This is a genomic window from uncultured Flavobacterium sp. (assembly GCF_963922255.1).
In the GTDB taxonomy this organism is placed as follows: Bacteria; Bacteroidota; Bacteroidia; order Flavobacteriales; family Flavobacteriaceae; genus Flavobacterium.
In genome coordinates this window covers 55,414-69,854 of the sequence record NZ_CAWUIC010000010.1, presented here as the reverse complement: position 1 = coordinate 69,854, position 14,441 = coordinate 55,414, and the positions used below count along the sequence as shown (strand labels likewise).

Sequence of the window (14,441 nt, the reverse complement as noted above, 5' to 3'; positions counted from 1 at the left end):
TTTTAAATTGATTTTGCAATTTTATCCATTATGGAAAGATCAGTACCAAACTTGCAAATGGCATCGCAATTTTCTCTTAATTCTGAAAACAAAATATATTTGATGAGCATTTTAGAATTTTTGATTACAGGGCGATTTAATTGCTGTATGACATCTTTTTCGCGACTGTTTGGGATAATTATATAAAATACTTCATTACCATTTGAGATACTGAAATATAAATCAGACAATCTTAAAATCCCTGAATAGATACTCGTACTTTTTTCTACTTCAAATGCTCCAACAATGGTATTTGTTCCTTTTTTAAACCAAAGCACATCAATTAGTTTAATCGTATTTTGTGTTTCTTTATCGCAAGGAAGTTCTGGGAATTTAGAAAGTGAAATAAATGAAAAACTTTGTCCGCCAAATGATTTGCTTTTGTCATTACTAGCTGGAGTTACATCATACCCTAATGAAGCACCTATTTTTAGTAGGTGGTATTGCATTTCGTTATGTAAATTTTCTTCCTGTTTTTCTTCTTGAATTTCTTTTTGACGTTTTAAAATATTCTTTTCAAATTTTGTGCGTTCTACTTCACTCAAATATTCATCGTTACCAATAAGCATTTTCTGTGTACCAATTTCAAAACATAAGCCAGCAATTGCACCTAAATCATTAGATAAATCAGTTTTATGTTTATTATTTGTTTCAACTACTGTTTCCCTTATTTTTAGGTATTCTGACCAACTACCTAATTTTTTTTTGTCTTTGAATAAAAAGTTAAATCCATTGAGAATTGCTGTATTAAAAGGAGGAAACCATGTTGGATGTAAAAAGTATAAAATACTAGCAACAGCTGGGCCAAGTCCTTTTATTTTGAGTTCATCTAGCTTTACTATTTCTTTTACAACTTGTTCTTCTGATTTTGCATTAATACAGTTTTCTAAAAATTGGCCAAAAGCGATTTTATTATTTTGGTTTTCATAAATATCTGGGATACGCAATTTTGGTTTCCAATAGAAGGGATGAGCTACACCTACAAATATTTGTTTTTGCTCTGCAATGCAACTCAATACAAATTCTAAACTACTGCCTTTAAAATCGTTAGGAAATGTTTTGTTTTTAATATCTTCCACAACTTGAATAACACCACGACGTATTGTTCTAAAAGCTTTTAATCGTTGGTCATTATCTATAAACCAAGTATTGTATACACTTTCGGTATCGTTTTTATATTGATTGATTATTTGGTTAAGGTTGTTCATTGATGATGTTACTATTTGATAATTATTTATTTTGCTTTTAAAATTTATATTTCATCTGCCGTTTGACAAGGAAATGTTATTAATAGATTTATCATTCTTCACTTATACAAGCTATTAATATTAAAAGCCTTTTTTTTAATTTATTGTGCCTAACAAGGGAAGGAGATCAGACTAATTATCCATTTAACCCTTCCCAAACTAGGACTTTTCTAACACCATAAAAGGGATCTTTTATAAAAATGTGAATCAATAATGAAAACCTTATTGTCCTTTTAGGAATTAGATATCTCATTCCTTTACTCTAAAAGAAGTACTCTAATTCTTAATTTCCTTTTGCACTTTTCCACAATTTGGCATTTTACTACCATAATATGGGTTTTTTACTTCCTTATTTGTGCTTAACCACGAACTACCTTTATCATACATTGGGCAGAACTGTTGGTAGAGTGTGTTTTCAGTTCCAGTAATAGTAATCATGTCAGTAATATCTTTACTCAACGTCTTGAAATGTTCTCTTTGATGATCGAGTTCACTTTTAGCAATATGTTCTGCATGTTCTATTGCATCTTCAATAATTTCTATAAGTTCCATTTGTTCCATACCTCTATAGGTAGTTCTATCAAAGGCTTTAAAAGAGGCTACTAATTTAGAAGCTACAGCAGCTGCTTTTTTTGTATCATCCGCTACCAATGCGTCTTTTAAGTTAATGTAATCGCTTAGGATTGCTTCTGCTTTAACATCATTATTTTTCTTCATTTTACTATGATTCATTTTACCATGGTTATGATTATGTCCATCTTGTGCATAAGTAAAAGAAATAGCTAATAATAACATTGTTGTTATACTAATTTTTAAAAATTTCATCTTTTTAACTTTTTAAATTATTATAAACTATCTTTTAATTCTGTGATATAATTTAGAATTTCTTGCCTCTTAGTATTATCCAATACTGCTTCTTTATGAATAAATGTATACGAACTTAAAGGCATTTTGTTATCTTTAATTTGACTAACAATAGATTTTAATTTGCTTTTTTTTCTTCTGTTTGAGTAGTTATCCCATTCACTAAAGTTTAATTCTGCTTTGCCCTCTTCAATATGATTTTCTAAAAACCAAGCAACTGGTTGCACTTTATTGTACCATGGATATGAAGTATTATTGCTGTGGCAATCATAACAAGACGTTTGCAATGAATTATAAATATTTTGTGGTACATTATTTACAACCATAAAATCTGTATTGGGTATACTTTCACTTTGATTGCGTTTTGTGGGAATGAATTGAATTCCCACAAACACAATCAGTAAAATCAGTAAGATGATTTTAAAAATTTTCATTTAGTTAATTTGTTTTTTTATACTACCACATTTTAGCATTTTTGATCCAAAATATGGGTTTTTAATTTCTTTGACTTCGCTCAACCAATTTGCTCCTTTATTGTTGTTAGCCATTGGACAAAAATCTTGGTATACTACTTTATCTGTACCAAGAAGTGTAATTAAATCAGTAACATCTATGCTTAATGCTTCGAAGTGTTCTCTTTGATGGTCTATAGGACTTTTTACTATATGTTCTGCATGCTCTTTTGCACTTTCTTGAATTTCCATATATTCTTTATGCTGTGCTTCGTCAATTTTTGACATATCAAAATTTGAAAATGCTGCAAGTAGCGCTGTTCCGCCTTTCGCGGCATTGTCTTTATTGTCTGCAACTAATCCATTTTTAATTTGCAAATAGCCATCTATAATAGCAGAAGTTGCCGCATTTTTTTTAGAGGACGCTGTTATTTCTCTAGTCTTCATCGAAGCGTCCTTGTCGTGAGCATGTTCATCGTTGCCTTCTGCATGATGATGTTCTTCACTTTCATTATTCATTTCCATTTGGTCTCCTTCTGAAGACATTTCTGAATGATGTCCGTCCTCATTATCATGCTCTTTTTTTGAATCTTTACATGATACAACAGTTAGGGTTGCAAATACTATTGCTAAAAGTCCCATTGACAATTTTAATTTTCTCATTTTTTTGTTTTTAGTGATTATTATTATTTAAAGTTTTTTAATTACATTTTTAAGTTTAGCGGTTATTTCATCTGCATTTTCCATCATTTGATAGTTGTCAACTGCCAGCATAGAAACCATCGTGCTAATAGCTGCCAATTCTATAATTAAGAGATTAATCTATTGAAAAATAACAAGTTTACATCCTGATTTTAGTTATTAAAACCTTACGGAAAGTCCACCTCCAGCACCAAACCGGTTATCATAGCTACCCATAAGTGAAATATTTCTGGATAGAAAATACTCAGCTCCTGCACTCCATACCGTTTCCGAACTAAAATCTTTTCCCACGGGCAAATTATTTACAATCCCTAAATCCAATTGATACTCATAATAGCCAAAAATAGATAGTTTAGGAAATATCATTATACTTCTCCCTAACGCAATTCTTGGTCTTAACTCATTATCTATACGTACATCAAGATTAAATAAATAGGGTGTTAAATAACGTATCCCAACCACTGCAGTAGTTTTAAATTGGTCTAAACTATTGCGTGTTTTATTTTCAATGTTAACACCTCCAAAAACACGTAAGTAATCGTGTAAATAACGTTCGTAGGTAAACTCTGATTCTAAATTTTTGTTCCAACCATATTCTAAAGACGCATTAAATTGATTTCTGATATTAGATGTCATTAAATTAAAACCCGTTGTATGTGAAGCTGCATCTACCAATCCCCATGAATACCATTTGTCGGTTTCTGCAATAATTTTAGAAGCCGGAAATTCATTCATTCTTGGGTCTCTGGGTGTATCATAAGACATAACTCTTGCCATACCTCCCATCATATGATATAAAATGTGACAATGAAAAAACCAGTCGCCATATTCATCCCCATTATTCCCATAAAATTCTATAGTTACCTTTTGCATTGGCGGTACATTTACCGTGTGTTTTAACGGGGAGTAATCTCCATTTTTATTGATAACCCTAAAGAAATGACCGTGTAAATGCATGGGGTGGTGCATCATAGTAAGATTATTAAAGGTAACCCTTGTTACTTCTTTACTATTTATTTTAATTTTATCAGCTTCAGATAAAGGCACGCCATTCATACTCCAGATGTAGCGATTCATATTGCCTGTAAGATTCAATAGTACTTCTTTTACAGGAATATTTTTGTCATAGTTAGTTTTCTTTACAGATTTCAAATAGTCATAGTTATACTCCGAAAACAAATCCATTCCCTCCATATTGTCTGCTTTCGTTGTATCTTTTTGCTCATTAATCTGCATGCCTTTCATAGCAACACCATTGTTCATTACCATTCCTTTCATTTTGGAATGATCCATTTTCATCTCATTCATTTTATCAGTTGCCATAGCCTCTTTTGGTTGACTCATATCCATTCCAGACATCTTTGGATCATCCATATTCATACCTTCCATTTTGGAATGATCCATTTTAATATCTTTCATTTGACCTATAGAATCTTTTTGTTTACTCATATCCATTCCAGACATTTTATCCATTTGCATTCCATATTCTTCCATCATCTTAAAGCGTTCGTCTTTTTTGGGCTGAAATTTTAAAGCATGAGCGCCCATTTTCATATCCATTTTTGCCATTTTTTGCATCATCCCAATCTTATCTGGTCTTGGAATAGTCATTGCAGGTAGCACTTTTCCATTGCCAATAAATGCAGATGCAGTTCCCGAACCATCTTGAGCTGTGATTTTAAATTCTATTTTTCCATCTTCTGGAACAGTTATAATAAAATCGTATGTTTCAGCAGTCCCGATAAAAGTCTTATTCTTTTTAACAGGTACTACATCAAGACCATCAGCAGAAACCAATAGCGGTTCTTCTCCCCCGAAAGTCATCCAAAACGACGTGGATGCACCTCCATTAATCATTCTTAATCGCACTTTCTCACCAGCTTTAAATTCTGGATATTCCACGCTTTCTTCACCATTAATTAAAAAAGCAGGATAATATACATCTGCTATATCAGCACCGCCCATCCGCTGCCTCCAAAAGTTTAACTGTGCTCCAAATGCGCCACGTGCAATAACCTGATTTAATGGTGTAGCAGTTCCTTTTTTGATACTATACCATTCATTGCCTCGTTTTAAATTGCGAAGCACATTCATTGGTTTTTCGTTGGTCCAATCTGATAACATCAACACCAATTCCTTATCATATTTTAAGGTTTGTTCTTTTGGCTTAATAACAATTGAACCAAAAACTCCACTTTGTTCTTGCAACATGGTATGTGAATGATACCAATAAGTCCCAGAATGTTTAATAGGAAATTCATATTTAAGTGTATGTCCAGGTTCTACAGGTGGTGTTGTTAGATAGGGAACGCCATCATAGAAATTGGGCAATAACAAACCATGCCAATGCACCGATGTTTCTTCGCTCATTTCATTTTTCACGTAAATCACAGCATATTCCCCCTCTGTAAATTCTAAAGTGGGTCCAGGAATTGTACCATTAACAGTCATCCCTTTAATTTGTTTACCTGCTTTGTTTACTATTTCTTCCTTGATGGTTAAAGTGTATTCGTGGATAGGTAAATTATCAACATTTCCCTCCACCGACTGTCCAAAAACTGAACTCAGCGGAATTAGTAATACGATTATTATATGTTTGATGATTTTCATGTTTTAATTTTTTTATAGTTATTATTTATTTGTGATTTCTGATTTTATTTCTCCACATTTTAGCATTTTTGATCCAAAATATGGGTTTTTAATTTCTTTGACTTCGCTCAACCAATTTGCTCCTTTATTGTTGTTAGCCATTGGACAAAAATCTTGGTATACTACTTTATCTGTACCAAGAAGTGTAATTAAATCAGTAACATCTATGCTTAATGCTTCGAAGTGTTCTCTTTGATGGTCTATAGGACTTTTTACTATATGTTCTGCATGCTCTTTTGCACTTTCTTGAATTTCCATATATTGTTTATGTTCTTCTTCAGATAATTTTGACATCTCAAATTTAGAAAACGCAGTTAAAAGAGCATTTCCTCCTTTTGCTGCTTTTTCGTCACTATCAGCTACTAGACCATTTTTGATTTCAAAATAAGCATCAAGTATAGCTGAAGTAGCACTATTTTTTGTGTTGTTTTGAGTGATTTCTCTTTCTGAACTTTCGCTATTACCATGGTCATGTCCATCTTCATTATTCATTTCTGAATGATCGTGCCCTTCATGTCCTTCTATTTGCATTTCTTCGTTGTGCATTGTTCCTTCTTCTTGTTCTTTATTGTCTTTACAAGAGATTGTTACGCTTAATAAAGCTACTGTTAAAATTCCGATTACTTTTTTCATGATTTTAAAATTTATTAATTATTAATTTATTTAATTGTTTCTTTTACTTCTCCACATTTTATCATTGAAGCTCCAAAATATGGGTTAACTACTTTATTCTCTTTACTTAACCAATTGGCACCTTTATCACTATTAGCCATAGGACAAAACTGAACGTATGCACTCTCAGTTAAAGGATTAAAAGCTTTTGTCATTGCTATCATAACATTTGATATAGGTTCAAAAGTCATTCTTAATTCTTTAATGTTTTTAATATGTGTAGCATGAAGTGTCTGTTTTTTCAGCTCTGTTTGATAATTCATCCATACTTTATGAGATTCTCCTTTAAATACGCTCATGTTTATTTTATTAAAAGATTTTTCAAATGCTAACAAAGCTTTTTTAGCTGAATTAAAATCGTCTTTTGTTAAGGCATCTTTAAATTCAAAATAATCTTTATATAATGGTTGTAAACTCTTTTTAGCTTCAGAACTTATCGTAGTTTTGTTTGTTTTTAATGCTGCTTTTTTATCTTCATTCATTGGCATAGAAGAATCTCCATGATTATGACCTGTGCTTACTCTGCCACCTTCCAAATTCATCATGCTTGGTTTACCGGCTAATTGTGCAGCTGCATCTACATTAAAAGTACCATTAGCTACAATTTCTTCACCAACTTCTAAACCTTGTTCAATTATATAATCATTCCCTAAAAGAGGTCCTAATGTCACTTCACGTAGTTTGAATGTTATTCCCTTATCGGTTTCATTTTTAATATAAACAATAGAGCGTTTTCCTGTCCACATTACAGCTGATTTAGGAACACTTAATGTCGCTTTATTACCAACTACTTTAGTTTTTAAAGTACCCGTTGCAAACATTTCCGGTTTGAATTTTAATCCAGAATTAGCTACCTCAACTCTTGCCTTTGCGATTCGTGTCATTGGGTTTATAAATGGGTCAATAAATGCAATTGTTCCTGAAAATGTTTCTCCTGGAAAAGATGCTACTGTATAGTTAATTTTATCTCCTTTTTTAACCCAACTCATATCCGATTCGTAAATTTCAAAAAGTACCCAAACGGTTGACAAATCAGCAACATCATATAAGGTTTGCCCTTTTTGAAGATAATCGCCAAGCTCTACATTTTTCTTAATAATATATCCTGAAACATCAGCATAAATAGGAAATCTATCTTGTGTTTTTCCTGAAGAAATAATACTGTTTATGGTAGCGTCTGAAACTTTCCAGTTTTTCAATTTCGATTTTACCGATTCGAATAATTGGGGCTGAATATCTTTTACACTATAAGCTTCAATAAGTTCTTGTTGTGCACTCGCTAATTCCGGAGAATATATATAAGCAACCACTTGACCTTTTTTTACATATTCGCCTACAAAAGAAACTTGAATTTTTTCAATACGACCAGGTATGTGTGAGGATTGGCTGTAAACTGTTTTCTCATTTACTTCAATTTTTCCATTCAGTGCTATTTCTTTGATTCCATCCGTATTTCCTACTTTATAAGTAGAAATTCCTGCAATTATCATTGCCGATTCTGACATACTAATTGCTTCTGGGTCAATATCTTCATTACCAGATTCTAACGGAATTAAATCCATACCACAGATAGGACAATCTCCTGGTTCTGGTTGCCTAATTTGTGGGTGCATGGAACACGTCCAAACTTCTGCTTTTGATTTGACTTCTGTTTTATTTTCTTCCTCTTTAGTGTTTCCACCAAAGAATAGAGCACCTAATAATAGCCCAACTAATAAAGTTATTGCTAACAGTATTTTTGTTTTTTTATCTATGTTCATAATTAAAATTGTTTTGCTGTTAAATAATCCAATTCAGCTAGTTTTATATAAAAAGTACTAGTGCTTGACAATTGCATTTTTTGATACTTTAAAAGCTCTTGTTGCATGCGTAATACTTCTTCAAAATCTTTATTCGCATTACTGTAATAAGCAAATAATAGATTCAAACTTTTGGAGAGTGTTAGTACTTGACCTTCATATAATTTTAATAAATCTCGTTCCTTTTCTAATTCAAAAACAAGTTTATAATATGTACCGTTTAGTTTGTTTTCATACGCTTCTTTTTGAAAAGAAAAACTTTCTTGCATTAGTTTTGCTTCTTTCGTTGCTGCATTGTATTTTTTTCTAAAGATTGGCAAACTAACAGAAACCATTGGCATGATAATATCTTTACCAGAATCTGGAAAATTATTCATTCCTTTCCCTACCAAAACATAATCTAAACCAAGACCTAATTTAGGTAAACCTTGCTTTCTGGCTACTTCAATAGCTACTTCTGAAGCTTGTTTTTTTAATTCAAGCTCTTGTAGTATTGGGTTAGTGGTTATAGAATCTTTGCGGTATTCCATTGGTAATTCCATAATTTGCAAATCTTTAGAAATAACAATTTTTTCATTGTACTTTCTATTTAATATACTATTCAACCAAGATGTTAATGCAGGTTCTTTTTTAGTTAAAATATCTAAATTAGTTTGTGCATCTTTTATCATAATATCCACACGCAAGACATCTACTAAACTTCCTTTACCATTTTCAAATTTCGCATTGGCAATATTTTTGTATGATTCTAGAATTTTGATGTTTTCTTGTTCAATATCTTTTAGTTTTAATAGCTCATACAAAGGATAATAAGCAGTAGCAACTTGAGAATACAATTGATTTTTAGCATTTAAAAAAGCTTGGTATTTACTTTCTGCCATTAAAGTTGCAGCATTTTTTTGAGCTTTTAAAGTACCAAACCAAGGAAACATTTGAGTTAATGAAAATCGCATGTTTTGAGGACCAAGTCTTGTTTCTACGGGTGAAATAAAATAACCCATAGAAAGATTTGGATCTGGTAAAGAACTCACTTGTGGTATTTTTTGCATGGCTGCTTCAAACTCTTTATACTTTGCTTTTAATTCTGGATTATTTTCTGCCGCAATAGTATAATAGTCGTTTATAGATTGGCCTACAACATTATACGCCATAAATAGAATTGATATTATTAGTATTTTACGCATTTCTCTTTTCTTTATTTTTAATTACTGTTTCTCTCCAATACGCTTGTAATACTGGCACTACAAACATGGTCATAATTTGAATGGTCATACCTCCAAAAGTTGGAATAGCCATTGGGATCATAATATCTGAACCTTTCCCTGTTGAGGTTAAAACAGGAAGCAAAGCAATAATTGTTGTTGCAGTTGTCATAACTGCTGGTCTAACTCTCATTTTTCCGGCTTCTACTACAGCGTCCCGAACTTCAGGTATTGTTTGTGGATTTTTTTCTTCAAAAACTTGGTGGATATAAGAACCCATGATTACTCCATCATCAGTAGCAATTCCAAATAAGGCTATGAAACCTACCCAAACGGCAACGCTTAAATTGATGGGATGCATTTGAAATAAATCGCGCATGTTTACATCTGCAACAGCAAAATTCATGAACCAATCTTGTCCGTATAACCATAGCATTATAAATCCACCTGCAAATGCAACAAATACTCCAGAGAAATGGATTGACGATGCAATAACAGTCTTGAATTGAAAATAAAGTAATAAAAAGATAACGATTAAACAAATAGGAATTACAATTGAAAGTCTTTTCATTGCTCTTATTTGATTTTCATAACTTCCTGAAAATTTATAATTTACACCTTGAGGCACTACCAATTCGCCTGAATCAATTTTAGTTTGAATTGCTTTTTGAGCATCATTTACTACATCAACTTCGGCATAGCCATCATTTTTATCGAATAAGACAAAACCAACCAGAAAAGTATCTTCACTTTTAATGGCTTGAGGTCCTTTTTTATATTCAAACTGAACTAATTGACCTAACGGAATCTGTGCGCCAGTAGGAGTAGCTATTAATATTTTTCCTAATGCTTCAGGGCTATCTCTTAATTCTCTAGGATAGCGAACTCTTATAGGATAGCGTTCTCTTCCTTCAACAGTTGAAGAAATTTTCATTCCTCCAATTGCTGTTTCAATAGCTTGTTGAACATCTTCTATATTTAAGCCAAATCGAGCAATTTTTTCTCTATCAATATTTAAATGTAAATAAGGTTTTCCTACGATTCTATCAGCAAAAACAGCTTCGCTTTTTACAGAAGGAACTTCTTTAATAATGGCTTCTAATTCTAATCCAAATTCTTCAATAGTTTTTAAATCGGGTCCAAAAACTTTTATTCCCATAGGTGCTCTCATTCCTGTTTGAAGCATAACCAAACGAGTTTCGATAGGTTGTAATTTAGGAGCAGATGTAACACCTGGTATTTTAGATGCTTTTACAATTTCATTCCAGATATCATCGGGTGATTGAATTATATCGCGCCAATTTCTATAGAAAGAACCATCTTCGTCTGGTATTAAATTTTTTACAGTAATTGCCTGTTTTAGTGCTTCATCATGTGAAAGTGTATCACCAGATTTTGTAATGTAACGACCTTTATTATCGGTTTTAAATCGCATTCGATGTCCGTTAGCATCCAAAATATATTCTGGCTTATAATTGATAACGTTTTCATACATTGAAATTGGAGCAGGGTCTAAAGCACTTTCTACACGTCCTAATTTCCCAACTGCCATATCAACTTCGGGAATGTGGTTTAGAATCATATCGAGTTGTCCAACTACTTTTCTGTTTTGTTCTACACCAGCATGAGGCATAGATGTTGGCATTAAAAGATAGCTTCCTTCATTAAGTGTTGGCATGAATTCGGAACCAATTCCAGGAAAAGTGTGAGATGGAACTGACCATACTTTTGAAGTTTTGATGTTCCAACCTATTTTATCAAATCCTTTAGCCACAAAACCAAAAGTGCTTTCAAAACCAATCCATACTAAAACCCCAAAAAGTAATGTCGCTATGGGTAACAACATGAATTTACCTTTATTTTCTAAACACCAACGCAGCACTCTTTCATAAGAACTGACAATATATAAAAGTGCTCCTATTATTATTCCTAACAAAACAATTACAAATAGATAATTACCAATTACGCTTATTTGTGGGCCTAAAGGCATCCATTCTTGAGTTAAAAAGAAAGAAACAATAAATACTACTATAACTAAGTTGAAATGCTTTGTATAAAGTTGGAATTTTTCAGGAATTTTATGATTAAACAGGTCATATAATCCCATTAAGGTTAATCCCAACGGAAGCCAAATTTTGAAATAAATACTTAGTAAAATACCACCTGAAATAAATACATACGACCAAAAACGTTTTACTCTTTTCTTATCATAGTCAATTCCAAACAAATAGTTAGCTAAAGAAGGAAGTACTACAATTCCTAATACAAAAGCTCCTAACAGTGCAAAAGTCTTTGTGAATGCTAAAGGTCTAAATAATTTACCTTCAGCAGATTCCATTGCAAAAACAGGAATAAAACTAACAACTGTTGTTGCTAAAGCTGTTGTAATAGCTGATGCAACTTCAGTAGTTCCTTCATAAATTACTAGCATTAATTGTTTTCCTTTTACTCCTTTATTCTTCGGCATTTCGAGATGTCGAATAATATTTTCGACAAAGACGACTCCAACATCTACCATTACTCCAATAGCAATAGCAATTCCTGAAAGTGCAACAACATTTGCATCTACTCCAGAATAACGCATGACGATAAAAGTCATTAATACTCCAACTGGTAATAAACTTGAAATGATTAACGACGCTCTTAAATTAAAAACTAGAAGTAAGACGACAATAATACTAATTAACACTTCATGAGAAAGAGCTGTTTCTAATGTTCCTATTGTTTCTTGGATTAATTCTGTACGGTCATAAAAAGGAATAATGGTTAATTGACTTTCTACACCATTAGCTAATGTCTTTTTGGGTAAACCAGATGCAATTTCACTAATTTTAGCCTTTACTCCGTTAATGACTTCTAATGGATTAGAACCATAGCGGGCAATGACAACACCACCAACAGCTTCAGCACCACCTTTATCTAAAATACCCCTTCTAGTTTCTGGACCTAAAGCGACTACACCAATATCTTTTACACGAATAGGTACATTATCTTTAACAGCAACAACTGCTAATTCAATATCTTCCACTTTTTTCACATAACCAAGACCTCTAACTAAATATTCGGCCTGGTTGATTTCTATGGTTTTTGCACCAACATCTTTGTTTGATTTTTGTACTGCAGTCATTACCTGCATCAAACTAATATTGTAAGCTTTCAATGCGTCTGGATTGACATCAATTTGATATTCTTTGACAAATCCACCAATAGATGCTACTTCTGAAACTCCTTGCACAGCATTTAAACCGTACTTAATATAGAAGTCTTGTGCTGTTCTTATTTCTTGTAAATCCCAACCACCTGTAGGGTTTCCATCTTTATCTCTTCCTTCAACTGTGTACCAATATACTTGCCCTAATGCTGTTGCATCTGGACCAAGTGATGGTTTTACATTTTCGGGTAATAAACTATTAGGTAATGAATTCAATTTTTCAAGTATTCTGGATCTAGACCAGTAAAATTCAATATCATCATCGAAGATTATATAAATACTTGAAAAACCAAAAATAGAATTACTCCTAATTGATTTTACCCCTGGAATACCTAATAAATAAGTAGTTAAAGGATAAGAGATTTGGTCTTCAATATCTTGAGGTGACCTGCCTTGCCATTGTGTAAAAACAATTTGTTGGTTTTCACCAATATCAGGAATAGCATCTACCGCAACTGAATCAGAAGGCAGGAAAGGTATTTTCCAGTTAAATGGAGCTGTAGCAATACCCCATAAAATTAGCACCATTAGAATAAGTACAGTTACTAATCTATTTTCTAGGAAATATTTTATTATTTTATTTAACATCTGAATATAATATTTACAACCAACAAAAAATATTTATCAAGGTTTTTGATGAATATTTGTTGAATATTCCTCTAAAGTAGAAAATACTTTAGAGGAATAGGTTAATTACAATTTATTAAAGTACAATTACTCGCGGTCATACTGACAACATCCCGGAAGGTTGTCGTAATCTTCATCTTTTGCTTTAACAAGCTCTGAATCATATCCAGCTAAAGCTATACGCTTTGCTATTTCTTCTTTATTTGTTTTAGATTCATCATAAGTTACTGTTGCTATTTTAGTTTCTTTGTTCCATACTACTGTAGCAATATCTTTGATGTTTCCTGCTTTTTCTATCGTTTTTTTACACATTCCACAATTACCTGAAACTTTCACTTCCTCTGTTTTTGTGTTTTTTGTTTGTGCGTTCATTGTGGTTGATAACAATACAGTGATTGCTATCATTATTTTTAATAATGATTTTTTCATTTTATATGATTTTAGTGTTCAAAAAGATTTTTTGAATTAATTTTTGAAATAAATTTAAATTGAATAGCAGCTATAATGAATTAAATACGCATGTTAAACATGTATAATTTAAGATTCAAAACTGTTATAAAAAAATAGCAAATGCTATAAATTTGACATAAGTATGGCTGTCAAATTTTAAATTTAGCTTATTTTAGGTATAAGCCATATAGAAGGAAAGCCATCTGAAAGTAAATTTTCAGAATGGTAAAATTTTGATTTACTTGTAGAAAAATCAAAATTATTATTTGTAAATTCTATTTCATTATAAATAAATAAACTAAAACCAACAGAAGAGACAGTAGTACAGTTTGAGTGACCACAACTTCCATTACATTCTTTATCATCATTGTTATTATCACAACAGCTTTTTTCTTTTTCTTTAGTAGTGATAACTTCCTTTTCACAAGAATCCTTTTCATTACCACACGCAAAAGAGCCATTAGGAATAAAAAATATTCCTAAAAACAAAATTATTATGATGTATGATTTTTTCATTTATTGTTCTA

General features: G+C 31.9%; 10 protein-coding genes and 1 pseudogene. All 11 read right to left on the bottom strand.

The features are described from left to right. Positions 1-2: 2 nt before the first annotated feature. A complete protein-coding gene (locus tag AABJ49_RS09425; protein ID WP_140996448.1) occupies positions 3-1,247 on the bottom strand; it encodes a hypothetical protein in 1,245 nt (414 codons plus the stop codon). Positions 1,248-1,562: 315 nt separating this feature from the next. Then, complete coding sequence (locus AABJ49_RS09420) at positions 1,563-2,111, bottom strand: DUF3347 domain-containing protein (RefSeq protein WP_338378027.1); 549 nt, start codon at positions 2,109-2,111, stop codon at positions 1,563-1,565. Positions 2,112-2,131: 20 nt separating this feature from the next. Next, on the bottom strand, positions 2,132-2,584 hold the full coding sequence (locus tag AABJ49_RS09415) for a heme-binding domain-containing protein (RefSeq protein ID WP_338378026.1): 453 nt from the start codon (positions 2,582-2,584) through the stop codon (positions 2,132-2,134). After that, positions 2,585-3,265, bottom strand: a complete 681-nt coding sequence (locus AABJ49_RS09410) for a DUF3347 domain-containing protein (protein WP_338378025.1) — start codon at positions 3,263-3,265, stop codon at positions 2,585-2,587. A 198-nt stretch (positions 3,266-3,463) separates the two neighbouring features. Further along, entirely contained in the window at positions 3,464-5,914 is a 2,451-nt protein-coding gene (locus tag AABJ49_RS09405) for a multicopper oxidase domain-containing protein (protein ID WP_338378024.1), read from the bottom strand. A 21-nt stretch (positions 5,915-5,935) separates the two neighbouring features. Continuing rightward, positions 5,936-6,586, bottom strand: coding sequence for a DUF3347 domain-containing protein (locus AABJ49_RS09400; protein WP_338378023.1), 651 nt, complete (start codon positions 6,584-6,586; stop codon positions 5,936-5,938). Positions 6,587-6,612: 26 nt separating this feature from the next. After that, positions 6,613-8,385, bottom strand: a complete 1,773-nt coding sequence (locus tag AABJ49_RS09395) for an efflux RND transporter periplasmic adaptor subunit (RefSeq protein ID WP_338378022.1) — start codon at positions 8,383-8,385, stop codon at positions 6,613-6,615. Between the two features lie 2 nt (positions 8,386-8,387). Further along, the gene (locus AABJ49_RS09390) at positions 8,388-9,608 is read right to left on the bottom strand and encodes a TolC family protein (RefSeq protein ID WP_338378021.1); all 1,221 of its coding nucleotides are present in this window, start codon (positions 9,606-9,608) and stop codon (positions 8,388-8,390) included. Beyond that, complete coding sequence (locus tag AABJ49_RS09385) at positions 9,601-13,425, bottom strand: efflux RND transporter permease subunit (RefSeq protein ID WP_338378020.1); 3,825 nt, start codon at positions 13,423-13,425, stop codon at positions 9,601-9,603. Before AABJ49_RS09385 ends, AABJ49_RS09390 begins: the two co-directional genes overlap by 8 nt. A 132-nt stretch (positions 13,426-13,557) precedes the next feature. Further along, positions 13,558-13,893, bottom strand: a pseudogene (locus tag AABJ49_RS09380) (heavy-metal-associated domain-containing protein); the annotation flags it as partial. Positions 13,894-14,076: 183 nt separating this feature from the next. Continuing rightward, a complete protein-coding gene (locus AABJ49_RS09375) occupies positions 14,077-14,430 on the bottom strand; it encodes a hypothetical protein (RefSeq protein ID WP_338378019.1) in 354 nt (117 codons plus the stop codon). Positions 14,431-14,441: the final 11 nt, after the last annotated feature.